Raw genomic sequence first — 21,888 nt, 5'->3', positions numbered from 1 at the left:
ATCGGCTCGATGCCGTCCACGATCCCGCCTGCCGGCGAACGCGAGTTGAACGCCGCCCGAACCGGTCCGCTCAGCCGCGCGACCGCGCCCTGTACGCCGCCTTCCGCGCGTCCCTGGCGGCCTGCCGGTCCGGGTGCACGCGGCTCATCGCCTCCAGCACCTCGCCGGTCGCCGGGTGGTCGACGCGCCAGGCCTTGTCGAAGAAGCCGCTGTGCTGGTCGACCAGGCCGCGCACCAGGTCCCGCAGCTCCGCCGACCCGTCCCCGCCGCCCTCCGCCGCGAGCTGCGCGGCCAGGGTGTCCACGGTGAGCCAGAACACCATCTCCTCGGAAGGCGCCGGGACGTCCCCGAAGCCGCGCTCGGAGAGCCAGACCCGGGCCAGCCCGCCCAGGTGGCCGTCGCCGAGGACCTCCCGCAGGGCGGGCTCGGCCTCCGCGCCGAGCAGCGACAGGGCCTGCTGGCAGGCCAGCCGGCGGCGCGGCGCGCCCTCGTCGTCCCCCCGCGCGGCGGCGAGGAGTTCGCGGGCGGCCTCCAGGGGGGTGCGCCGGGCGAGCCACAGTTCGACCTCGGCCCTGGCGGCCTCCTCGCCGTGGCCGGGCAGGGCGGCCAGCAGCGCCTCGGCGCCGGCCCCGGCGAGGTCGCCCACGAGGGGGGCCGCGACGCCCTCGTCCAGCATCCGCCGCCGTACGGCGTACAGGCCCAGCGGGGTGAGCCGCACCATGCCGTAGCGGGCCACCTCCTCCTCACCGGGGGCGCCGGCGGCGGGCGGCTCCCCGGAGGCGGTGCCGGGCGCGCCGGCGCCGTCGGCCGGCTCCCCGATCAGGGCCGTGTCCACGGGCCGGTAGGCGACCATCCCGGTCTGCTCCAGCGCCCGGAACCGCTCGTCCAGCGTGACCATCGCCACCGAGACCTCCTCCAGGACGGCGTCGGTGGGGTGCTCCATGCCCTCGGGGACGACCATCGAGGCGGCGAGCACCGGCAGCGGCACCATCGCCCCGGCCCCCACGGCGGGGTCGCCCGCGGTCATGAGGTAGAGGCTGCCGAGGGCCCTGTCGAGGAAGCGCGCCTCCTCCGGGCTGCCGCCGGGCGCGCCGCGGTCGGCGGCGCCGGAGAGGATCCGCTCCAGGCCGCCGCGCCAGACCTCCAGCACGTCGGCCGGGCCGCCCCGGGTGAGCAGGGCCAGCGCCTCGCCCGCGAAGGCCTCGCCGGCTCCGGCGCCGTCCCCGGTGACGTCCACCAGGCCGGTGCCGACGGCCGTCTCCCACGCCCGCGCGGCGTGCGCCGGGCCGCTCCCGTCCGCGCCGAGGCCGAGGACGGCGGCGGCCTCCGCCAGCCGCTCGGCGGGGAGCCCGCCCCCCGCTCCGACCGGGGTTCCCTCCCCCGCCCAGCGCGCGAGCCGGGCCGCGCGCGACAGCAGCGGCGAGGCGAGGGCGTCCCGCGCCAGTTCGGCGTCGGCGGGCAGCCGTACGGGGGGCACGGTGGGGCGGTCGGCACCGGTCATCTGAGGGGCGCTCCTCGGTGGGGGCGTAAGGGCAGGACGCTGCCCCAGCGTAGACCGCTTCCGCCTCCTCCGTACGGTTCACCGGGCCTTCCCTCCGCGTACACCGGAGCCGCTTGACAAGCTCCCGTCAGGGACGGCACGTTACGCGCGTAGAAATCGCACAGTGCGAATTGTGCGGCCCCTGTCACCGGTTACGGCCGGAACGGCCCCCTTCCGTTCCCTCCCGTCTCCCCGTCCAGCACCACCGCACCGCCCCCGGAGGCCCCCCTTGAGCAGATCCCCGGCCCGTACCGCCGCGCTCACCGTCGCAGCCCTGACCTCGACCCTGCTGGCCGTCCCCGCCGCGGCGGCGGACGACGGCGCCGTCCGCGTCCACGACATCCAGGGCAGCACCCGCGTCTCGCCCCTCGACGGCGAGCGGGTGTCGGAGGTGTCCGGCGTCGTCACCGCCGTCCGCGCCTACGGATCGCGCGGCTTCTGGATCCAGGACACCGCGCCCGACGCCGACCCGGCCACCAGCGAGGGCCTCTTCGTCTACACCGGCTCGGCCCCGAAGGTGTCCGTCGGCGACCTGGTGAGGGTGTCGGGCACGGTCGACGAGTACCGCCAGGGCGGCGAGTCCTCCGGCAACCAGACGGTCACGCAGATAACCCGGCCCCAGGTCACCGTGGTCTCCTCCGGCAACGCCCTGCCCGACCCGGTCGTCCTGGACTCCCGTTCCGTCCCCGCCGCGTACGCCCCCCAGGGCGACCCGGCCGCGGGCGGCGGCATCGAGGGGCTCGAACTGCGCCCGGACGCCTACGCGCTGGACCTGTACGAGTCGCTGGAGGGCATGGACGTCCAGGTCCGCGACGCCCGCGTGGTCGGCCCCAGCACCGAGCACGCCGAACTGTGGGTGACCGTCAGGCCCGGGGACAACCCCACGCGGCGCGGCGGCACGGTCTACGGCGGCTACGACGAGCAGAACCCCGGCCGCGTCAAGGTCGAGTCGCTGGTCCCGCTGGCCCAGCAGCCCTTCCCCACCGCGAACACCGGGGACGTCCTCACCGGCGCCACCACCGGACCGCTGGACTACGACCAGTACGGCGGCTACCTGGTGGCCGCCCGCGAGCTGGGCACCGTGGCCGACGGCGGCCTGGAGCGGGAGCGCACCCGCGCCCAGCGCCGGGGCGAACTGGCCGTGGCCACCTACAACGTGGAGAACCTCCACCCGGGCAACGACCAGGAGAAGTTCGACCGGCTGGCGCGCGGCGTGGTGGAGAACCTCGCCTCCCCCGACATCCTCGCCCTGGAGGAGATCCAGGACGACAACGGCCCCCTGAACGACGAGGTGGTGTCCGCCGGCGAGACCGTGAAGCGGTTCACCGAGGCCATCGTGGCCGCGGGCGGTCCGCGCTACGACTGGCGCTCGGTCGACCCGGCCGACGACTCCGACGGCGGCCAGCCCGGCGGCAACATCCGCAACGTCTTCCTCTTCAACCCCGAGCGGGTCTCCTTCGTGGACCGGCCCGGCGCGGACGCGACCACCGCGGTGGGCGTGAAGCGCGAGCGCGGCCGGGCCGTGCTGACCCACTCCCCCGCCCGTGTCGCGCCGAACGACACCGCGTGGGAGGACAGCCGCAAGCCGCTGGCCGGCGAGTTCCGCTTCCGCGGCAGGACGGTCGTGGTGATCGCCAACCACTTCGCCTCCAAGGGCGGCGACCAGTCCCTCCACGCGGCCGTCCAGCCGCCGAACCGCTCCTCCGAGGTCCAGCGGATCCGGCAGGCGACGGTGGTCAACCGCTTCGTGCGGCAGGTGCTGGCGGTCGACCGGAAGGCCGACGTCGTGGTGCTGGGCGACATCAACGACTTCGAGTTCTCCGCCACGGCCCGCGCGCTGACCGCGGGCGGCGCGCTGCGCAGCGCGGTGCTGTCGCTGCCGGAGTCCGAGCGCTACACCTACGTCTTCGACGGCAACTCCCAGGTGCTGGACCAGACCCTGGTCTCCCCCGGCATCCGCCGCTTCGACTACGACATCGTCCACGTCAACGCGGAGTTCGCCGACCAGGCCAGCGACCACGACCCCCAGGTGATCCGCTTCCGCCCCTGACACCCCGGCCGTGCCGCCCGCCCCGGTGAGGGCGGGCGGCACGGCGGGCGCGCCGCGGCGGTCACGGGCGCGGCCGGCCGGACGGCCGTCCCGCCGGACCGTGCGGCCGGGCCGGCCGGTTCCGCCGGCGGAACCGGTTGGACCGGCCGCCGCCGCCTGGGCCAGACTCGCCCCCATGACCGACTCCCCCTTCGGCCGCGTCGCCGCCGCCATGATCACCCCGTTCACCTCCGAGGGGGAGCTGGACCTCCCCGGCGCCCGGCGGCTCGCCGCCCACCTGGTGGACCGCGGCGGCTGCGACGCGCTGGTGCTGAACGGCACCACCGGCGAGTCCCCGACCACCTCCGACGAGGAGAAGACCGCGCTGGTGCGGGCCGTGGCCGAGGAGGTCGGCGGGCGGGCCCGGATCGTCGCGGGCGTCGGCACCGGCGACACCCGGCACTCGGTGGAACTGGCCCGGGCCGCGGCGCGGGCGGGCGCCCACGGGCTGCTGGTCGTCACGCCGTACTACTCCCGCCCCGGCCAGGAGGCCGTCGCCCGCCACCTGGCCACCGTCGCCGACGCCACCGACCTGCCGGTGATGCTCTACGACATCCCCGCCCGCACCGGCGAGGGCACCGCGCTGACCGCCGGGACGCTGGAGCGGCTGGCGGAGCACCCCCGGATCCTGGCCGTCAAGGACTGCGCGTACGACCTGCTGAAGACGGCGAAGGTGCTGGCCGCCACGGGGCTGGCGTACTACTCCGGCTGCGACGAGCTGAACCTGCCGCTGCGCGCGATCGGCGCCCGCGGCTGCGTCAGCACGGTCGCCAACGTGGCCGGTCCGGCCGTGCGCGGCGTGCTGGACGCCTTCGACGCCGGCGACCACGCCGGGGCCGCGCGGCGCCACCGGGCGCTGATCCCGCTGATCGACGCGATGATGTCCGACGTGCCCGGCACGGTCGCCGTCAAGGCGCTGTTCGCGGCGGCGGGACTGCCGGGCGGCCCGCCCCGTCCGCCGCTGCTCCCGGCCGGCGAGGCGCTCACCCTGCGGCTGGCCGACGCCCTCAGGAAGGCCGTGGGGTAGTCCGCGCCGCCTCCGCCGTCCCCTGCGGGTACGGCGGGTGCGGCCGGTGCGGGTGCGGCCCGGCGTCCCCGCCGCCCTCCCCGGCCCCTCCGGTGGCGCCGCCGTCCCCGTCCGCCCGGCCGTCCGCCAGGTCCCGCACCAGGAGGGTGGCGCCCGCCACCGCGCCCGGCATCAGCAGGACCGCGACCAGCGGCACCAGGAAGGCCAGCACCAGCGGCACCCCGAAGCCGAGCGCGAGGGCCTTGCGCTCGCGCAGCATCCGCAGCCGCTCCCGGACGGGGACGTCCCGGCGCTGGAGGGCGACCGAGGTGAGCTCCGCGGTGAGGAAGAAACCGGAGACGGCGAAGCCGGCCGCCGGGACGACGGTCTGGCCGACGACGGGGACGAAGCCGAGCACGAACAGCGGCACGGTGAAGACGGCCATCCGGAGCAGGACGTGGAGGCTGTCGCACAGCGAGATCCACAGGTCCCGCCACAGCGGGCGGTCCGGCCCCCCGGGCCCGCCGCCCTCGGACTCCTCGACCTTCTCCGACAGCGCCTCGTAGAAGGGCTCGCCGACCAGCAGGGCGACGGCGGTGAAGGTCAGCACCGCCAGCAGCAGTCCCGCGGCGAACAGCAGCGCGGTGAACGTGCCGCGCAGCAGCCCGGGCCAGGGCGACTCCCAGTCGTCGGCGAACGGGGTGGCCCAGGCCGCCAGGTCGTCGGCCCAGAAGCCCAGAGCGGTCAGGGCGGCCCCGTACAGCACGAGGGTGATCAGCGCGGGCAGCAGTCCGAACCCGAACCACCGCCCGTTGCGCAGGACCCACCGCTGGCCCTGCCCGAGGTACCGCATTCCGCTTGCGAGGTCGCCCATGGCCGGAAAGGGTAACGGGCCCGCCGCCCGGTGCGGGCGGCGGGCCCGGGGGCCGCGGAGGCGCGGTCAGTTGTGGCTGTGGAGCGCCTCGTTGAGGCCGCCCCAGGAGCCGGACCGCTGGATGGCCTCGACGGCTCCGGTGGTGGAGTTGCGGCGGAAGAGCAGGTTGCTCGCGCCGGACAGCTCCAGCGCCTTGACGACCTGGCCGTCGGGCAGGGTGACCCGGGTGCCGGCCGTCAGGTACAGGCCCGCCTCCACGATGCAGTCGTCGCCGAGCGAGATGCCCAGGCCCGCCTCGGCGCCGAGCAGGCAGCGCCTGCCGATGGAGATGGTCTGCTTGCCGCCGCCGGAGAGGGTGCCCATGATCGAGGCGCCGCCGCCGATGTCGGAGCCGTCGTCGACGACGACGCCCGCGCTGATCCGGCCCTCGACCATGGAGGTGCCCAGCGTCCCGGCGTTGAAGTTGACGAAGCCCTCGTGCATCACGGTGGTGCCCGAGGCGAGGTGGGCGCCCAGCCGGACGCGGTCGGCGTCGCCGATGCGCACGCCCTTGGGGATGACGTAGTCGGTCATCCGCGGGAACTTGTCGACGCTGGTGACCGTGAGCTGCTTCCCGGCGGCGCGGGCGGCCAGGCGGGTCCGCTCGATCCGGTCGACGGGGACGGGCCCGAGGTTCGTCCAGGCCACGTTGGCGAGCAGGCCGAAGACGCCGTCGAGGTTCTGGCCGTGCGGCTTGACCAGGCGGTGGCTGAGCAGGTGCAGCCGCAGGTAGACGTCGTGCGCGTCCAGGGGCTTGTCCTCCAGGGAGGAGATCACCGTGCGGACGGCGACGACCTCGACGCCGCGGAGCGGGTCCGGGCCGAGCGCCTGCGGCGCGGCGTCGCCCAGCAGCTCGGCGGCGCGCTCGGCGGTCAGCCGCTCGGTCCCGGCCGGGCCGGGCTCCTCGACCAGTTCGGGGGCGGGGAACCAGGTGTCGAGGACGGCTCCGCCGTCGGAGGCGATGGTGGCGAGCCCGGCGGCGACGGCGCCGGTCCTGCGGGGGGAGGGTGCGGGTGCATCGGTCATGGTCAAACGCTAACCGGGCGCGTTCGGCGAGCGCGAACCGGTCCGCCGGCCGGACGTTCCGCGCACCGGGCCGGAGGGGGCGGGCGGGTGCGGGTGGGACCCGGACGGCGGCCGCCGCCGACTGTGAAGGAGCGGTGGAGAGGCGATGGAGGACATCGGAGGGTGACCTTCCGATTCCGGATCGGAAGCGGCCGGACGCTTGAAGCAATCGGCCATCCCTAGGATGATCAGGCATTCCAGCGCCCGTGACGGACGTGGGTGGGCCCTGGCATCCCCAGCGCCGTACCCGGCCCGCCGACCGGACCCCGACGGGTCGTCGGCCCCGGCCGCTTCCGCCTGTCGCGTTCCCTCGCAGGCCTGACGTCCTGCTCCCCCTGCCCGAGGACCCGATGACACAACACATACCGGAGGCGGTGTTCTGGTGCCTCGCCACAGCCGCTCCCGCGGCTGTGCTGCTGGTGCGCCAGAACCGGATCGGCGCCCGCCTGCGCCGTCGCCTGACGAGTTCCGAGGCCGCCCTGCGCGCTCGTGAGGAAGAGGTCCGGCACCTCGTCGAGGTCCGGCTCGCCGCGCTGGTCGAGGCGCCCCACTGCGTCGCGTCCGTGCCCGGGCCGCTCGACGCGGAACTCGCCGCGACGGCGTACGGGGCGAACCTGGAGAAGGTCGTCGAGATGTTCACCAGCGCCGCCGCGGCCGCGCGTTCCCGCGCCGACCGGTCGGCGAAGACCGCGCTGAAGGGCGCGGTGCGCGCCCTCCAGGCCCTGGCCAACGAGCAGCAGCTGTCGATCTCGGACATGCAGGACCGGCACGACAACCCCGACGTGCTCCGCGACCTGCTGGAGATCGACCACGCCAACGCGCAGTTCGGCCGGAGGGCGCAGGCCATCGCCGTGCTCTGCGGTTCGTGGCCCGGACGGCAGCGGGTCGCCTCGCCCCTGCTCGACGTCGTGCGCGGGGCCACGTCGCGGATCCGGGACTACCGGCGCGTCCGCGTCCACTCCCGGGTGGACACGGCCGTGGTGAGCCGGGCCGTGGAGCCGGTGGTCCTCGCGGTCGCCGAACTGCTGGACAACGCGGCGCGGCACTCCCAGCCGAACACCACCGTCGAGGTCGGCATCCGGCCCGCGCACAACGGCGCCTGCATCGTCGTCGACGACGCGGGCGTCGGCATGGACGCGCACGAGATCGAGGAGGCCACCCGGCGCCTGTCCGGACACGAGGACGTCGACATCAACCGGCTCGGCGATCCGCCGCAGTTCGGCTTCGCCGTCATCGGCGTCCTCGCCGCCCGGTACGGCTTCGCCGTCTCCGTCGACTCCCAGTCCCCCTACGGCGGTGTGCGGGCCGTCCTCTTCCTCCCCAACGCGCTCCTCGAACAGGAGCCGCCCGCCGGGCCGGCCGGCGCCGGCCGGGAGAACGGGGCGCCGGCCGTGTCGGAGACCGCCCCGGCCGGGCCCGGCGGGGACGCCGCCGGCGGGCCGGTCCCCCCGGACGCCCCCGCCCTCCCCGGTCCGGCCGCCGCGGCCTCCCCCGAGCCGGCGGCGCGGGAGGCCACGGCCGGGGGACTGCCCAAGCGCCGCAGGCGCCGGTCCCTGCCCCCCGCGTCCGGCGGCGGCGCGGCTCCGGCCGACTCCGGTCCCGCGCTGGTCCGCCCGGCCACCGAAACCGCCTCGCGCATGAGCGCGTTCGCCCGCGGCACCCGCTCGGGCCGCGGCGCGTCCCAGGACAGTGAAGGGAACTCCCAGGAATGAACGGCCACATGACCAACGAGCTGGGATGGATGCTCGACGAGGTCCTCAAGGTGCCGGCGGCCCGCCACGCCATCCTGCTCTCCGCCGACGGCATGCTCCGCGCCCACTCCCAGGGCATCCGGCGCGACGAGGCCGAGCGGCAGGCCGCGGCCCTGTCCGGTCTGCAGTCGATCAGCCGCAGCACCGCCGAGTTCTGCGGGCACGAGTCCTCGCCGTGGCAGCAGACGCTCGTGGAGTTCGTCGACGGGTACGTCTTCCTGGTGGCCGCCGGCGCGGGCGCCTACCTGGCGGTCTCCGCCGGCCAGGACGTGGACATGGAGGCGGTCACCTACAGCATGCACAAGCTGGTCGACCGGCTGGGCAAGGAGCTGACCACTCCGCCCCGGCAGGACTCCGCGTCCGGTACCGCATGACCCCGCCGCGTCCCCGGCGCGACAGAGGACTCGTACGGCCGTACGTCGTCACGGACGGCCGTGCCCATCCGACGCGCAACACGCTGGATCTCGTGACGCTGGTGACCGCGGCGGGCGGCCGCCCCCTGGACGGTCTGAGCCCGGAGAAGCGCCGCGTCATGGAGCTGTGCCGGGGAGGGGCGCTGTCGGTCGCCGAGGTCTCGGGGCACCTCGGCCTGGCCACGAGCGTCACCAAGGTGCTGATCAGCGACCTCGTCGACAGCGGCCACATCACCGTCCGGCCCCCCGTCCCCAAGGCTCAACTTCCCGACGCCCGACTCCTGCAGGAGGTACTCGATGGGCTCCGCTCCCGCTTCTGACCGGGTCCACGTCCCGGACACGGTCACCACCGCGGTCAAGATCCTGGTCGTGGGGCACTTCGCCGTCGGCAAGACCACGTTCGTCGGCACGCTCTCCGAGATCCGGCCGCTGCGCACCGAGGAGATCATGACGCAGGCCGGCGAGCTGATCGACGACCTGGCCGGGGCCCCCGACAAGACCACGACCACCGTCGCCATGGACTTCGGCCGCCTCACGCTCAGCGACTCGCTGGTGCTGTACCTGTTCGGCGCCCCCGGCCAGAAGCGCTTCATGCGGCTGTGGAAGGACATGATGCACGGCGCCCTCGGCGCGCTGGTGCTGGCGGACACCCGGCGGCTCGACCAGTCCTTCGACATCATGGGCGTGCTGGAGGAGCACGGGATGCCGTACGCGGTCGCCGTCAACCAGTTCGACGACGCGCCGGTCTTCCCCGAGTCGGAGATCCGCGAGGCGCTCGACCTGCTGCCGGAGACGCCTCTGGTCGTCTGCGACGCCCGGGAGGCCGCGTCGTCGTCCAGGGCGCTGATCTCCCTCGTCGAGTACCTCCAGACCCTCACCCTCCAGGAGCAGCGATGACCACGTCCCGTCCCGCGCCGGACGCCGTCCCGCCGCCGGGCTGCCCGGCGCACGCCGGCGGGTCCGCGGCCCGGCCCGCCGGCTCCCCCGGCGTCGAGCGCCTGTACGGCCCGGAGTTCGCCGCCGATCCCATGGCGACCTTCACGCGCCTGCGCGCCCACGGCTCCGTCGCCCCCGTGGAGATAGCGCCCGGCGTCGCCGCCTGGGCGGTCATCGGGTACGACACCGCCCTGGAGGTGCTGCGCAGCCCGGACCGGTTCTCCAAGGACCCGCGCCGCTGGAAGGCGCTCGCCGACGGGACGGTTCCGGCGGACAGCCCGGTCGTGCCGATGATGATGTACCGGCCGAACGCCCTGTGGACCGACGGCGAGGAGCACGAACGCCTGCGCACCGTCATCGCCGACAGCCTCGGCCGCGTGGACCCCGGCGCGCTGCGGGAGCACGTGGAGCGCGGCGCCGACGTCCTCATCGACCGGATCGGTCCCGAGGGGCGGGCCGACCTGCTCGGCGAGTACGGCGCCGTGCTGCCCCTGCTGGTCTTCCAGCGGCTCTTCGGCTGCCCGGAGGACATCGGGGGGAAGCTGGCCCGGGGCATGGCCGGGGTCTTCGACGCCGACGCCGACTCCGAGAGGGCCAACGCCGTGCTGGCCGAGGGTCTCGCCGAACTGGTGGCGCTCAAGCGGAGGCGGCCGGGACCGGACGTGACGTCCTGGATGATGGCCCACCCCCACGGGCTCACCGACGAGGAGATGATCCACCAGCTGGTGCTGCTGCTGGGCGCGGGCATCGAGGCCGAGCAGAACCTGATCTGCAACGCCCTGCGGCTGCTGCTGTCCGACGACCGGTTCGCCGGCGACCTGGCGGGCGGCAGCATGCCGGTCGAGGACGCGCTCGACGAGGTGCTGTGGAACGACCCGCCGATGGCCAACTACGCCATCCACTACCCGATCCGGGACGAGGAGCTCGACGGGACCCTCGTGCGCGCGGGCGAGCCCATGCTGATGAGCTTCATCGCCGTGCACGGCGATCCGGCCCTGGCCGGCGACCGCCGCGTCGGCAACCGCGCCCACCTGGCCTGGGGCGTGGGCCCGCACACCTGCCCGGCGAAGAGCCCCGCCCGGCTGATCGCCACGGTCGCCGTGGAGAAGCTCCTCGACCGCGTCCCCGACATCGAGCTGGCCGTCGGGGCGGATGAGCTGCGGTGGCGGCAGGGCCCCTTCAACCGGAGCCTGGTCTCCCTGCCGGTGCGCTTCCCGCCGGTCGTCCCCGCGCGGCGGTCCTCCACGGACCGCGGAGGGGACGCGGAGCAGGCCCCGCCGCCGGCCCCCTCCGTGCCGTCCGGGCCGGCGCCCGGCGCGGGCGGGGCCGGGTCCGCGCACGGCGCTCCGGGGCACTGGTGGGACTCCCTGGCGAGGTGGTGGCACGGGCGGTAGCCCGGGACGCCCCCGGCGGCGGCGTCACGGGCTGGGCGCCACCGCCGGGGGGACACCGCGGCAACACCGCGGCCCGGGGCCGCCGGCGTGTGCCGGCGGCCCCGGGCCGCGGTTCGTCGTGCCCGTCGTGCCGTCCTCGCGGTGCGGGACGACCTCAGACGTTGAAGCCGAGCGCGCGGAGCTGCTCGCGCCCCTCGTCGGTGATCTTGTCCGGGCCCCACGGCGGCATCCAGACCCAGTTGATCCTCAGCTCGCTGACCAGGCCGTCGGTGGCCGACCGGGCCTGGTCCTCGATCACGTCGGTCAGCGGGCAGGCCGCGGACGTCAGGGTCATGTCCAGGGTGACGCTGTTGTCGTCGTCGATGTGGATCCCGTAGACCAGGCCCAGGTTGACGACGTCGATGCCCAGCTCGGGGTCCACCACGTCGTAGAGCGCCTCGCGGACCTCGTCCTCGCTCACCGGTTTCGTCGTGGTCGGGGTCTCGCTCATGCGGTCCTCTCCTCGGCCTTTCCGCCGGCCTTTTCGTCGGCCCTCGTGTCGGCGGAGCCGCCGCCCAGGGCCTGGGCGGTGGCGTCCTTCCATGCCATCCAGCTCAGCAGCGCGCACTTGACGCGCGCCGGGTACTTCGAGACCCCCGCGAACGCGACCGCGTCCTCCAGGATCTCCTCCATGGCGTCGTCCGGTTCGATCCGGCCCTTGGACTGCATCAGCTCCAGGAAGGTCTCCTGGATCCTGCGGGCCTCGCCGACCTCCTTGCCGACCAGCAGTTCGTTCAGCACCGAGGCGCTGGCCTGGCTGATGGAGCAGCCCTGCCCCTCGTAGCTGACGTCCGCGATGGTGGAGCCGTCCAGCCTCACCCGCAGCGTGACCTCGTCACCGCACGTCGGGTTGACGTGGTGCACCTCGGCGTCGCCGTCGCGGAGCCCCCGTCCGTGCGGGTGCTTGTAGTGGTCCAGGATCACGTCCTGGTACATGGAGTCGAGCTTCACGAGTCACCTTCAGCCGCTGCAGTCGTCCGTCATGGGGTCACGGAACATCAACCGAAGAAGTTCCGCACATGTTCCAGACCCTCCACCAGGGCGTCGACCTCGGCGGGAGTGGAGTACAGGTAGAACGACGCCCGTGTGGTCGCCGGAACCCCGTACCGCAGGCAGACGGGCCGGGCGCAGTGGTGGCCGACCCGGACGGCGATGCCCTGCTCGTCGAGGACCTGTCCCACGTCGTGGGGGTGGATGTCGCCCAGCGTGAAGGAGATCGCCGCGCCCCGGTCCTCGGCCGTGGCCGGACCGATGATCCTCAGACCGGGGACCTCCCGCAGCCGGGAGACCGCGTACTCGGTGATCGCGTGCTCGTGGGCGGCGATGCGGTCCATGCCGACCGACGTGAGGTAGTCCACCGCCGCGCCCAGCCCGACGGCCTGGGCGATCGGCGGGGTGCCCGCCTCGAACTTGTGCGGGGCGGGGGCGTAGGTGGAGGAGTGCATCGAGACGGTCTCGATCATCTCGCCGCCGCCGAGGAACGGCGGCAGGTCCTCCAGCAGCTCCTGCCGTCCCCACAGCACGCCGATGCCGGTCGGGCCGCACATCTTGTGGCCGGTGAAGGCCACGAAGTCGGCCTGGAGCGCCTGCACGTCCAGCGGCATGTGCGGGGCGGCCTGGGAGGCGTCGACCACCACGAGGGCGCCGACGTCCTGGGCGCGGCGGACGATCGTCTCGACCGGGTTGACCGTGCCCAGGATGTTGGAGACCAGCACGAACGAGACGACCTTGGTCCGCTCGGTGATGACCTCCTCGATGTTCGACAGGTCCAGGCGCCCGTCGTCGGTGAGGCCGAACCACTTCAGCTTCGCGCCCGTGCGCTGCGCCAGCAGCTGCCACGGCACGATGTTGGAGTGGTGCTCCATCTCCGTGATGACGATCTCGGTCCGGTCGTCGACGCGGTACGGCTCGTCCGCCCAGCCGAGCATGTTCGCCACGAGGTTGAGCGACTCCGAGGCGTTCTTGGTGAAGATCACCTCGTCGCGGCTCGGGGCGTTGACGAAGGCGGCGACCTTGTCCCGCGCGCCCTCGTACAGCGCCGTGGCCTCCTCGGCGAGCACGTGCACACCGCGGTGGACGTTGGCGTTGTGCCGCGCGTAGTAGTCGTTCAGCACGTCCAGCACCTGGTTCGGCTTCTGCGAGGTCGCCGCGTTGTCCAGGTACACGATCTTCCTGCCGTCGTGGACCGTGCGGTCCAGGAGGGGGAAGTCCTTGCGGATCGCCTCTGTGTCGAGAAGGCCCGGCAGCTGTGTCACGCCCTTGTTCCTCCGTTCGCCCCGCCGCTCGGGCGGCCGGGGACGGCCCCCGGCCGCGAGGCCGGGGGCGTGGTGCTGGCACCCGCCCGGCGGGGCCGGGCGGGACGGTCGGTGGCCCGCTGGTCCGCGGTGGCCCGGCGCGTGGGTGTCACGCGGCCTGGCCGCCCTTCACATAGGCCTCGTAGCCCTCTTCCTCCAGCTTGTCCGCCAGCTCCGGGCCGCCGGACTCGGCGATCCGTCCGGCCGCGAAGACGTGGACGTGGTCGGGCTTGATGTAGCGCAGGATACGCGTGTAGTGGGTGATCAGCAGGGTGCCGACCTCACCGGTGGAGCGGACGCGGTTCACGCCCTCGGAGACGATGCGCAGGGCGTCCACGTCCAGGCCGGAGTCGGTCTCGTCGAGGATCGCGACCTTGGGCCTGAGCAGCTCCAGCTGGAGGATCTCGTGGCGCTTCTTCTCACCGCCGGAGAAGCCCTCGTTGACGTTCCGCTCGGCGAAGGAGGGGTCGATGTGGAGGCGCTCCATGGCCTCCTTGACCTCCTTGACCCAGGTGCGCAGCTTGGGGGCCTCGCCGCGGATGGCGGTGGCGGCGGTGCGCAGGAAGTTGGAGACGGACACCCCGGGGACCTCGACCGGGTACTGCATGGCGAGGAAGAGACCGGCGCGGGCGCGCTCGTCCACCGACATCTCCAGGACGTCCTCGCCGTCCAGGGTGACGGTGCCGCCGGTGATGGTGTACTTCGGGTGGCCCGCCAGCGAGTAGGCGAGGGTGGACTTTCCGGAGCCGTTGGGGCCCATGATCGCGTGCGTCTCGCCCTGCTTCACGGTCAGGTCGACGCCGCGCAGGATCTCCCGGGGGCCGTTCTCGGCCTCGACGGAGACGTGCAGGTCGTGGATCTCAAGCGTTGCCATGGGGCTTCAGGACTCCTGGGTGACGGAGACGAGCACAGCCGCGTCGGGGCCGTCTCCTTCGATCTTGACGGGGTATACGGGGACGGGACGCGTGGCGGGCGGGCCCGAGGGCTTCCCGGTGCGCAGGTCGAAGCTGGAGCCGTGCAGCCAGCACTCGATCTGGCAGTCCTCCACCTCGCCCTCGGACAGGGAGACGTTCGCGTGCGAGCAGATGTCGTGGATCGCGAAGACCTCGCCCTCGGTGCGGACGAGCGAGACCGGCGTGCCGGCGACCTCCACCCTCTTGGGGGTGTCCTCCTCCAGCTCGCCGAGCGCGGCGACGCGGACGAAACCCCCCGCGCCGGCCGTGGCTTCCTCGGCGCTCATGCGACCGACTCCTCCAGCTCTTCCTCGATCTTGGCGATCAGGCGGTCCTGGAGGTCCGGCAGGCCGATCTGCTGGACCAGCTCGGCGAAGAAGCCGCGCACCACCAGACGGCGGGCCTCCTTCTCCGGGACGCCGCGGGCCATCAGGTAGAAGAGCTGCTCGTCGTCGAAGCGGCCGGTGGCCGAGGCGTGGCCGGCGCCGACGATCTCGCCGGTCTCGATCTCCAGGTTGGGGACCGAGTCCACCCGCGCGCCGTCGGTGAGGACGAGGTTGCGGTTGAGCTCGTAGGTGTCGGTGCCCAGGGCCGAGGCGCGGATCAGCACGTCGCCGATCCACACCGCGTGCGCGTCCCGGCCCTGGAGGGCGCCCTTGTAGACGACGTTGCTGCGGCAGTTCGGCGTCTCGTGGTCGACGAAGAGCCGGTGCTCCTGGTGCTGGCCGTCGTCGGTGAAGTACAGGCCGTACAGCTCGGCCTCGCCGCCCGGGCCCGCGTAGTTGACGCGCGGGTGGAGGCGCACCAGGTCGCCGCCGAAGGTGACGACCACGGACTTGAACGTGGCGTCGCGGCCGACGAGCGCGCTGTGCTGGGAGCAGTGCACGGCCGTGTCGTCCCAGTCCTGGACGGAGACGACCGTGAGCTTGGCGCCGTCGCCGAGCACGTACTCGACGTTGGCGGCGCGCACGCCGTCGCCGGTGTGGTCGATGACGACCACGGCCTCGGCGAAGGCCCCCAGCTCGAAGACGGTGTGGCCGAAGGAGACCCCGCCCTGGCCCTGCACGCTGAGCCGGATCGGCTCGTCGAGCACGGTCTCCTTGGGCACGGTGACGACCGTCGCCTTCTCGAAGGAGCTGTACGCCTGCGCCGCGACCCGGTCGACGGGCTTGCCGGCCCGGCCGAGGCGGGAGTCGTCGCGGCCGACGGTCTCGACGGTCACGCCGTCGGGCGCGGAGACCTCGGCCTTGACGGCGCCGTCCGCGGTGGCGGTGCCGTCGTGCAGGCCGCGCAGCCGCTCCAGGGGAGTGAAGCGCCACTCCTCCTCGCGGCCGTGCGGGACGGGGAAGTCGGCCACGTCGAAGGACGGCGGCGCGCTCATCCTCGTGGCGACGGTGGACTCCGCGGCCACCGCGATCGCTCCGGTGGTCGTGGACCCCGCCGGAATGTTCTGAGCCTCAGCCATGGCTGTCGTGTTGCTCCTAGGTTCTGTGTTCGCTCGCCTCCGGGGGCTCCGGTCCGCTTCCGGGGCTCCTCGATGCCGCGCGTCGCCGGTTTCCCGCCGCACTCGATCTCGTCGCTCCCGGCCGCGGCGCCCCCTTCGGGTCGCTCACGATCACACGGGTGGGCCTGGGGCCCGTCCGGCCCGTCCCGGTCGGGGGACCGGCCGGACGGAGGACCGGCCGGCCGGACGGGGGGACCGCCGGCCGACCGGGCCTGGACCGGCGGTCAGCCGACCGCGCCCTCCATCTGCAGTTCGATCAGCCGGTTCAGCTCCAGCGCGTACTCCATGGGGAGTTCCTTGGCGATCGGCTCGACGAAGCCGCGCACGATCATCGCCATCGCCTCGTCCTCGGACAGGCCGCGCTGCATGAGGTAGAAGAGCTGGTCGTCGCTGACCTTGGAGACCGTCGCCTCGTGGCCCATCGTCACGTCGTCCTCGCGGACGTCGACGTACGGGTAGGTGTCCGAGCGCGAGACGGTGTCCACCAGCAGCGCGTCGCACAGCACGTTGGACTTGGAGCCCTCGGCGCCCTCGGCGATCTCGATCAGACCGCGGTAGGAGGTGCGGCCGCCGCCCCGCGCCACCGACTTGGAGACGATGTTGGAGGAGGTGTTGGGCGCCATGTGCACCATCTTGGCGCCGGCGTCCTGGTGCTGGCCCTCGCCCGCGAAGGCGATGGAGAGGGTCTCGCCCTTGGCGTGCTCGCCCATCAGGTAGACGGCCGGGTACTTCATGGTCACCTTGGAGCCGATGTTGCCGTCGACCCACTCCATGGTCGCGCCCTCGTAGGCCACGGCGCGCTTGGTGACCAGGTTGTAGACGTTGTTCGACCAGTTCTGGATGGTCGTGTAGCGGCAGCGGGCGCCCTTCTTGACGATGATCTCCACGACCGCGGAGTGCAGCGAGTCCGACTGGTAGATCGGCGCGGTGCAGCCCTCGACGTAGTGGACGTAGGCGTCCTCGTCCACGATGATCAGCGTCCGCTCGAACTGGCCCATGTTCTCGGTGTTGATCCGGAAGTAGGCCTGGAGCGGGATGTCCACGTGGACGCCCTTGGGCACGTAGATGAACGAGCCGCCGGACCACACCGCGGTGTTCAGCGCGGCGAACTTGTTGTCGCCGGACGGGATGACGGTGCCGAAGTACTCCTGGAACAGCTCCGGGTGCTCCTTGAGCGCCGTGTCGGTGTCCAGGAAGATGACGCCCTGCTTCTCCAGGTCCTCGCGGATCTGGTGGTAGACCACCTCGGACTCGTACTGGGCGGCGACGCCGGCCACCAGGCGCTGCTTCTCCGCCTCGGGGATGCCCAGCTTGTCGTAGGTGTTCTTGATGTCCTCCGGGAGGTCCTCCCAGGACTGCGCCTGCTTCTCGGTGGACCGCACGAAGTACTTGATGTTGTCGAAGTCGATGCCGCTGAGGTCCGACCCCCAGTTCGGCATGGGCTTCTTCTCGAAGAGCTTCAGGGCCTTCAGGCGGCGCTGCAGCATCCACTCCGGCTCGGACTTCTTCGCCGAGATGTCGCGGACGACCTCCTCGGAGAGGCCGCGCTTGGCCGACGCGCCGGCGGCGTCCGGGTCGGCCCAGCCGTACTCGTACTTGCCCAGGCCCTCCAGCTCAGGGTGGGCAGTCTCCGTGGGGAGAGTCATGCGGGGTTCCTCCCGGCTGTGCTTGCAGATGCTGTGGTGGTGGTCTTGGGGGTGGGTCCGGGGACGGTCCCGGGGATGAACGTCGTGCACACGCCGTCGCCGTGGGCGATGGTGGCCAGACGCTGTACATGGGTGCCGAGCAGGCGGGAGAAGACCTCGGTCTCCGCCTCGCACAGCTGCGGGAACTGTTCGGCGGCGTGGGCCACCGGGCAGTGGTGCTGGCAGAGCTGCTCCCCGCCTGCGGCGGGCGTGCTGCGCGCAGTGGCAGCGTACCCGTCCCTGGAGAGGGCTTCGGCCAGCACCCTGGCGCGGTCCTCGGGCGCCGCCCGTTCCAGCTCCGCGCGGTACCTCTCGGCCTGCGCCGCGACCCTGGCGCGGGCGAAGGCCGCGACCGCGGCCCGGCCCCTCTCGCCGCCGCCCGCCGCCTGCGCTATCCAGCGCATGGCGTCGACGGCGAGCTGGTCGTACGCCTGGTCGAAGGCGCCGCGGCCGCGGTCGGTGAGCGCGAAGACCTTGGCCGGACGGCCCCGGCCGCGCGAACCGTAGACCCGCTTCTCGCGGGGCTCCACGACCCCCTCGGAGACGAGGGCGTCGAGGTGGCGGCGGACCGCGGCCTGGGTCAGCTCCAGGCGCTGGGCCAGTTCCGCCGCGGTGGAGGGACCGTGGTCGAGGATGGACCGCGCGACCCTGTTGCGGGTGCCGTGCTGCTCGTCCGGCGCGAGGGACGCGGGGGCGCGCGTGTCGCCGGTGCCGTGCTGGGCCGCCATGACCGTCCGCGCCTCCTCACTTCCGTGCCGTTCCACCGGGCCGGACCGCCGTCCCGCCGGGCGCGCGTTTTTCACAACGCTATTGTTGCGTAATTCGAAGGAACGCGGCAAGCCACGCTCTGACCTGCCGGAATGGGATGCGTCACGTAAGGCATGCCTTACCCGGCGGCCCGCCGCCGGTCCGGAACCGCCGCACGCCCCCGGACCGCCGCCGGCGGCCGCCGCTCCCTAGACTCGCCCCCATGCGAGACACGGCGGCCGTCGAGGTCACAGGGCTGGTGAAGCGGTACGGGGACCGGACCGCGGTGAACGGGCTGGACCTCACCGTCCGGCGCGGCACCGTGACCGCCGTCCTGGGCCCCAACGGGGCCGGGAAGACCACCACCATCGAGACGTGCGAGGGCTACCGCCGCCCCGACGCGGGCACCGTCCGCGTCCTGGGCCTCGACCCGGTCGCCGACGCGGCCGCCCTGCGGCCCCGGATCGGCGTGATGCTCCAGAGCGGCGGGGTCTACCCCACCGTCCGCGCCGCGGAGATGCTGCGCCACATGGCGGCCCTCCACGCCCATCCGCTGGACGTGGACGCCCTGATCGCGCGCCTGGGGCTGGAGGGCTGCGGGCGCACCCCCTACCGGCGGCTGTCCGGCGGCCAGCAGCAGCGGCTCGCCCTGGCCATGGCCGTCGTGGGGCGGCCGGAGCTGGTCTTCCTCGACGAGCCGACCGCGGGCCTGGACCCCCAGGCCCGCCGGGCCGCCTGGGACCTGGTGCGGGAGCTGCGGGCGGACGGCGTGACGGTGGTGCTGAGCACGCACTTCATGGACGAGGCCGAGGAGCTGGCCGACGACGTCGCGATCATCGACGACGGGCGGGTGATCGCCCGGGGCAGCCCCGAGGAGCTGTGCCGCGGCGGCGCCGAGAACACGCTGCGCTTCACCGGCCGCCCCGGACTCGACCTGGGTTCGCTGCTCAAGGCGCTGCCCCCCGGCACCGACGCCGCCGAGTCGGCCCCGGGCTCGTACCGGCTGACCGGCTCCGTGGACCCCCAGATGCTGGCCACCGTGACGTCCTGGTGCGCGCAGAACGGGGTGCTGCCGGACGGCATCGCGGTCGAGCGGCACACCCTGGAGGACGTCTTCCTGGAGCTGACGGGCAAGGAGCTGCGGTCGTGAACGCGAGGACCACCGAGACCACGGGGCACGGCACGTACGCCCCCCGCCCGGGCGCCGCGCCGACGGCGCGGATGATCGCCGCGCAGGCCGCGCTGGAGACGCGGCTGCTGCTGCGCCACGGCGAGCAGCTGCTGCTGACGATCGTCATCCCCACCCTGCTGCTGGTGCTGTTCGGCACCGTGGACGTCGTGGACCTCGCGGACGCGGACGGCGGCGGCGGGCGCGTGGACTTCCTCGCGCCGGGCGTGCTGGCGCTGGCCGTGCTCTCCACCGCCTTCACCGGCCAGGCCATCTCCACCGGCTTCGAGCGGCGCTACGGCGTGCTCAAGCGGCTGGGCGCCTCCCCGCTGCCGCGCTGGGGGCTGATGACCGCCAAGACGTGCGCGGTGCTGATCACCGAGGTCCTCCAGGTGGCGCTGCTGACCTCGGTCGCCCTCGCGCTGGGCTGGTCGCCGCACGGCAGCCCGCTCTCCGTGGCGCTGCTGCTGATCGCCGGGACGGCCGCCTTCTCCGGACTGGGCCTGCTGATGGCCGGGACGCTGCGGGCCGAGGCGACGCTGGCGGGGGCGAACCTGGTCTTCGTCCTGCTGCTGGTCGGCGGCGGGGTGGTCGTCCCGCTGGAGCGGTTCCCCGAACCGGCGCGCGCGGTGCTGGAGTGGCTGCCGATCTCCGCGCTCTCCGACGGGCTGCGGGACGTGCTGCGCGACGGCGCCGGGACGCCGTGGGGGAACCTGGCGGTCCTGGCGGTGTGGGCGGTGGCGGGCCTGGCCGCCGCGGCCCGGTTCTTCCGCTGGGAGTGACCCCGCGCGGGCCCCGCCCCGGGGGAGGCTCCCCTTGCGGGCCTCCCCGTCCGGGCGAGGAGGCGGCCGGTGTGCGGAAGGCGACACCCCCTCCCCCGCCCCCTCGTGAAAGTTCGCACAAGCCCGCGCCTACGATGGGCCCGTGCCCAATCTGCTCGAACTCGCACGGAACCCCGTCGCGTACGTCGCCAGGCGCTGGACCCCCACCCAGCGCATCGTGGAGCGCGCCACCCTGACCGCGCTCGTGATGAGCGTGGTCATCGTGGTCACCGGTGGGGTGGTGCGGCTGACCGGCTCGGGGCTGGGGTGCGAGACCTGGCCCAAGTGCAGCGGCGACAGTCTGATCGCCACGCCCGAGATGGGCCTCCACGGCGCCATCGAGTTCGGCAACCGCCTGCTGACCTACGTGCTGTGCGCCGCCGTCGGCTGGGCGATCCTCGCCGTGCGCTCGGCCGAGCCGCGCCGCCGGAGCCTGTCGCGGCTGGCCTGGGCGCAGTTCTGGCTGGTCGTCGCCAACGCCCTGATGGGCGGGGCGACCGTGCTGATGGAGCTGAACCCGTACACCGTCGCCGTCCACTTCCTCCTCGCCACCGCGCTGCTCACCGTCGCAACGGTGACCTGGCTGCGCGCCCGCGAGGGCGACGAGGGACCGCGTCCGCTGGCGGGGCCGCGGCTCAGGCAGCTCGCGGCGGTGCTGACGGTGGCGGCCGCCGCGCTGGTCGTCGTCGGCACCATGGTGACCGGTTCGGGCCCCCACGCGGGCGACAGCAGCGACGTGCCCCGCATGGGGGTGGACTGGGAGACGACCGCCCGGGTGCACGCCCTGCTCGCCTGGGCCGTGGTGGGCCTGACGGTGCTGCTGTGGCTGGCGCTGCGCGCCGTGGACGCCCCCGGCGGCCCGCTCGGCCGCGCCCGGGAGCTCCTGCTGGTGCTGCTGGCCCAGGGCGTGATCGGCTACGTGCAGTACTTCACCGAGCTGCCCGAGGTGCTGGTGGCACTCCACCTGTTCGGCTCCTGCGTGGTGTGGATCGCCGTCCTGCGGATGCTGCTGTCGCTGCGCGAGCGCGGCCTGCCGCCCGCGGACGCCTCCGCCCCGGACTCCGCCTCCGCCGCGGTGCCCGGCCGGCCCGCAGCGGCCGCCCCGGCCGCTTCCGCCGCGGCCTCCGGCCGGTAGGCGCTTCCCCGGGCGGCCCCGTACGGCAGCAGGCCCCCACGACCACCGCGGTGGTCGTGGGGGCCTGCTGCCGTACGGGGCCGGGGGTTCCGGCGGGGAGGGCCCGGGCTTGCGCGGTCCGCGGTTTTCCGGAGGCGGGCACGCCGGCCGCGGACGGTGGAGCCGTGGACCCGCCTCCGGCGCGGACGGGCCGCACGAGTTCCGAAAGCCCGCGGCGGCGCGGCGGCATCCGGTGCGTCCCGGGATCGGTTCCGCCAAAGTCCGGTGCCGGGTGTCGCGGGGCTCCGGGCGGGCGGTGGACGGGGCGGGCCCCCTCCGGCGGGAGCGTCGCGCCGCCGGGCAGCACCCGCCCGGCGGCGCGTTCCCCGTGGACGGGCGTCCGACTCCCTCCCCGGAGCACGGAGCCGGGCCGGAGCCCTTCGGCTCCCGCAGGGG

The 21,888-nt window shown here is 73.9% G+C and carries 21 protein-coding genes; 10 read left to right on the top strand and 11 right to left on the bottom strand.

Annotated features, from left to right (window positions below):
- Nucleotides 1–70: 70 nt before the first annotated feature.
- Nucleotides 71–1,501 (bottom strand): hypothetical protein, encoded by a 1,431-nt coding sequence (locus tag ABD358_RS20560; protein WP_344632559.1) that lies wholly within the window; start codon nucleotides 1,499–1,501, stop codon nucleotides 71–73.
- A 268-nt stretch (nucleotides 1,502–1,769) separates the two neighbouring features.
- On the opposite strand from ABD358_RS20560, the gene ABD358_RS20555 reads away from it, so the two are divergent.
- Together ABD358_RS20555 and dapA are read left to right on the top strand one after the other, a co-directional pair.
- On the top strand, nucleotides 1,770–3,590 hold the full coding sequence (locus tag ABD358_RS20555) for an endonuclease/exonuclease/phosphatase family protein (RefSeq protein ID WP_344632558.1): 1,821 nt from the start codon (nucleotides 1,770–1,772) through the stop codon (nucleotides 3,588–3,590).
- Nucleotides 3,591–3,765: 175 nt separating this feature from the next.
- Nucleotides 3,766–4,656, top strand: a complete 891-nt coding sequence (dapA, locus tag ABD358_RS20550) for a 4-hydroxy-tetrahydrodipicolinate synthase (RefSeq protein WP_344632557.1) — start codon at nucleotides 3,766–3,768, stop codon at nucleotides 4,654–4,656.
- On the opposite strand, the gene ABD358_RS20545 is transcribed toward dapA, so the two are convergent.
- A complete protein-coding gene (locus ABD358_RS20545; protein WP_344632556.1) occupies nucleotides 4,637–5,509 on the bottom strand; it encodes an EI24 domain-containing protein in 873 nt (290 codons plus the stop codon). The two genes, dapA and ABD358_RS20545, sit on opposite strands and share 20 nt — an antisense overlap.
- Nucleotides 5,510–5,575: 66 nt before the next feature.
- Nucleotides 5,576–6,574 carry a 2,3,4,5-tetrahydropyridine-2,6-dicarboxylate N-succinyltransferase gene (gene dapD, locus ABD358_RS20540; RefSeq protein ID WP_344632555.1) on the bottom strand — a complete coding sequence of 333 codons (999 nt, stop codon included), beginning with the start codon at nucleotides 6,572–6,574 and terminating at the stop codon, nucleotides 5,576–5,578.
- A gap of 389 nt (nucleotides 6,575–6,963) precedes the next feature.
- Here dapD and ABD358_RS20535 point away from each other — a divergent pair, with 389 nt between their 5' ends.
- From ABD358_RS20535 to ABD358_RS20515, 5 genes are read left to right on the top strand one after another with little or no spacing between them, the layout of a single operon-like run.
- The gene (locus ABD358_RS20535) at nucleotides 6,964–8,325 is read left to right on the top strand and encodes an ATP-binding protein (RefSeq protein ID WP_344632554.1); all 1,362 of its coding nucleotides are present in this window, start codon (nucleotides 6,964–6,966) and stop codon (nucleotides 8,323–8,325) included.
- Nucleotides 8,322–8,738 (top strand): roadblock/LC7 domain-containing protein, encoded by a 417-nt coding sequence (locus tag ABD358_RS20530; RefSeq protein WP_344632553.1) that lies wholly within the window; start codon nucleotides 8,322–8,324, stop codon nucleotides 8,736–8,738. Before ABD358_RS20535 ends, ABD358_RS20530 begins: the two co-directional genes overlap by 4 nt.
- Nucleotides 8,735–9,097 (top strand): DUF742 domain-containing protein, encoded by a 363-nt coding sequence (locus ABD358_RS20525; protein WP_344632552.1) that lies wholly within the window; start codon nucleotides 8,735–8,737, stop codon nucleotides 9,095–9,097. Before ABD358_RS20530 ends, ABD358_RS20525 begins: the two co-directional genes overlap by 4 nt.
- Nucleotides 9,075–9,674 carry a GTP-binding protein gene (locus ABD358_RS20520; RefSeq protein ID WP_344632551.1) on the top strand — a complete coding sequence of 200 codons (600 nt, stop codon included), beginning with the start codon at nucleotides 9,075–9,077 and terminating at the stop codon, nucleotides 9,672–9,674. The genes ABD358_RS20525 and ABD358_RS20520 overlap by 23 nt, the downstream gene beginning before the upstream one ends.
- Nucleotides 9,671–11,107 carry a cytochrome P450 gene (locus ABD358_RS20515; protein WP_344632550.1) on the top strand — a complete coding sequence of 479 codons (1,437 nt, stop codon included), beginning with the start codon at nucleotides 9,671–9,673 and terminating at the stop codon, nucleotides 11,105–11,107. The genes ABD358_RS20520 and ABD358_RS20515 overlap by 4 nt, the downstream gene beginning before the upstream one ends.
- Nucleotides 11,108–11,261: 154 nt before the next feature.
- Here ABD358_RS20515 and ABD358_RS20510 read toward each other — a convergent pair whose 3' ends face one another.
- The 8 genes from ABD358_RS20510 to ABD358_RS20475 form a co-directional block, all read right to left on the bottom strand.
- Entirely contained in the window at nucleotides 11,262–11,597 is a 336-nt protein-coding gene (locus tag ABD358_RS20510; RefSeq protein ID WP_344632549.1) for a metal-sulfur cluster assembly factor, read from the bottom strand.
- Nucleotides 11,594–12,097 (bottom strand): Fe-S cluster assembly sulfur transfer protein SufU, encoded by a 504-nt coding sequence (gene sufU, locus ABD358_RS20505; protein ID WP_344632548.1) that lies wholly within the window; start codon nucleotides 12,095–12,097, stop codon nucleotides 11,594–11,596. Before sufU ends, ABD358_RS20510 begins: the two co-directional genes overlap by 4 nt.
- Before the next feature lie 47 nt (nucleotides 12,098–12,144).
- On the bottom strand, nucleotides 12,145–13,401 hold the full coding sequence (locus tag ABD358_RS20500) for a cysteine desulfurase (RefSeq protein ID WP_344632547.1): 1,257 nt from the start codon (nucleotides 13,399–13,401) through the stop codon (nucleotides 12,145–12,147).
- Between the two features lie 148 nt (nucleotides 13,402–13,549).
- Complete coding sequence (gene sufC / locus ABD358_RS20495) at nucleotides 13,550–14,314, bottom strand: Fe-S cluster assembly ATPase SufC (protein WP_344632546.1); 765 nt, start codon at nucleotides 14,312–14,314, stop codon at nucleotides 13,550–13,552.
- 6 nt (nucleotides 14,315–14,320) lie between these two features.
- Complete coding sequence (locus tag ABD358_RS20490) at nucleotides 14,321–14,680, bottom strand: non-heme iron oxygenase ferredoxin subunit (RefSeq protein ID WP_344632545.1); 360 nt, start codon at nucleotides 14,678–14,680, stop codon at nucleotides 14,321–14,323.
- Nucleotides 14,677–15,858, bottom strand: a complete 1,182-nt coding sequence (sufD, locus tag ABD358_RS20485) for a Fe-S cluster assembly protein SufD (RefSeq protein WP_344632544.1) — start codon at nucleotides 15,856–15,858, stop codon at nucleotides 14,677–14,679. Before sufD ends, ABD358_RS20490 begins: the two co-directional genes overlap by 4 nt.
- 263 nt (nucleotides 15,859–16,121) lie before the next feature.
- Complete coding sequence (gene sufB, locus ABD358_RS20480; RefSeq protein ID WP_344632543.1) at nucleotides 16,122–17,543, bottom strand: Fe-S cluster assembly protein SufB; 1,422 nt, start codon at nucleotides 17,541–17,543, stop codon at nucleotides 16,122–16,124.
- The gene (locus ABD358_RS20475) at nucleotides 17,540–18,310 is read right to left on the bottom strand and encodes a helix-turn-helix transcriptional regulator (RefSeq protein WP_344632542.1); all 771 of its coding nucleotides are present in this window, start codon (nucleotides 18,308–18,310) and stop codon (nucleotides 17,540–17,542) included. Before ABD358_RS20475 ends, sufB begins: the two co-directional genes overlap by 4 nt.
- A 242-nt stretch (nucleotides 18,311–18,552) precedes the next feature.
- On the opposite strand from ABD358_RS20475, the gene ABD358_RS20470 reads away from it, so the two are divergent.
- The 3 genes from ABD358_RS20470 (at nucleotide 18,553) to ABD358_RS20460 (ending at nucleotide 21,453) form a co-directional block, all read left to right on the top strand.
- A complete protein-coding gene (locus ABD358_RS20470; RefSeq protein ID WP_344632541.1) occupies nucleotides 18,553–19,479 on the top strand; it encodes an ABC transporter ATP-binding protein in 927 nt (308 codons plus the stop codon).
- A gap of 71 nt (nucleotides 19,480–19,550) precedes the next feature.
- Entirely contained in the window at nucleotides 19,551–20,279 is a 729-nt protein-coding gene (locus ABD358_RS20465) for an ABC transporter permease (protein WP_344632647.1), read from the top strand.
- A gap of 142 nt (nucleotides 20,280–20,421) precedes the next feature.
- Entirely contained in the window at nucleotides 20,422–21,453 is a 1,032-nt protein-coding gene (locus ABD358_RS20460; protein WP_344632540.1) for a COX15/CtaA family protein, read from the top strand.
- Nucleotides 21,454–21,888: the final 435 nt, after the last annotated feature.

This window comes from Streptomyces glaucosporus, from assembly GCF_039533345.1.
Lineage (GTDB): Bacteria > Actinomycetota > Actinomycetes > Streptomycetales > Streptomycetaceae > Streptomyces > Streptomyces glaucosporus.
Note: the sequence above shows the minus strand (reverse complement) of the source record. Positions and strands in the feature narration are given on the sequence as shown.

Bases quoted from the DNA above. Each gene is read 5' to 3' on its own strand.
- ABD358_RS20560 (WP_344632559.1), bottom strand. From the start codon at position 1,501: ATGACCGGTGCCGACCGCCCCACCGTGCCCCCCGTACGGCTGCCCGCC.
- dapA (WP_344632557.1), top strand. From the start codon at position 3,766: ATGACCGACTCCCCCTTCGGCCGCGTCGCCGCCGCCATGATCACCCCG.
- ABD358_RS20545 (WP_344632556.1), bottom strand. From the start codon at position 5,509: ATGGGCGACCTCGCAAGCGGAATGCGGTACCTCGGGCAGGGCCAGCGG.
- dapD (WP_344632555.1), bottom strand. From the start codon at position 6,574: ATGACCGATGCACCCGCACCCTCCCCCCGCAGGACCGGCGCCGTCGCC.
- ABD358_RS20535 (WP_344632554.1), top strand. From the start codon at position 6,964: ATGACACAACACATACCGGAGGCGGTGTTCTGGTGCCTCGCCACAGCC.
- ABD358_RS20530 (WP_344632553.1), top strand. From the start codon at position 8,322: ATGAACGGCCACATGACCAACGAGCTGGGATGGATGCTCGACGAGGTC.
- ABD358_RS20525 (WP_344632552.1), top strand. From the start codon at position 8,735: ATGACCCCGCCGCGTCCCCGGCGCGACAGAGGACTCGTACGGCCGTAC.
- ABD358_RS20520 (WP_344632551.1), top strand. From the start codon at position 9,075: ATGGGCTCCGCTCCCGCTTCTGACCGGGTCCACGTCCCGGACACGGTC.
- ABD358_RS20515 (WP_344632550.1), top strand. From the start codon at position 9,671: ATGACCACGTCCCGTCCCGCGCCGGACGCCGTCCCGCCGCCGGGCTGC.
- ABD358_RS20510 (WP_344632549.1), bottom strand. From the start codon at position 11,597: ATGAGCGAGACCCCGACCACGACGAAACCGGTGAGCGAGGACGAGGTC.
- sufC (WP_344632546.1), bottom strand. From the start codon at position 14,314: ATGGCAACGCTTGAGATCCACGACCTGCACGTCTCCGTCGAGGCCGAG.
- ABD358_RS20490 (WP_344632545.1), bottom strand. From the start codon at position 14,680: ATGAGCGCCGAGGAAGCCACGGCCGGCGCGGGGGGTTTCGTCCGCGTC.
- sufD (WP_344632544.1), bottom strand. From the start codon at position 15,858: ATGGCTGAGGCTCAGAACATTCCGGCGGGGTCCACGACCACCGGAGCG.
- sufB (WP_344632543.1), bottom strand. From the start codon at position 17,543: ATGACTCTCCCCACGGAGACTGCCCACCCTGAGCTGGAGGGCCTGGGC.
- ABD358_RS20475 (WP_344632542.1), bottom strand. From the start codon at position 18,310: ATGGCGGCCCAGCACGGCACCGGCGACACGCGCGCCCCCGCGTCCCTC.
- ABD358_RS20470 (WP_344632541.1), top strand. From the start codon at position 18,553: ATGCGAGACACGGCGGCCGTCGAGGTCACAGGGCTGGTGAAGCGGTAC.
- ABD358_RS20465 (WP_344632647.1), top strand. From the start codon at position 19,551: ATGATCGCCGCGCAGGCCGCGCTGGAGACGCGGCTGCTGCTGCGCCAC.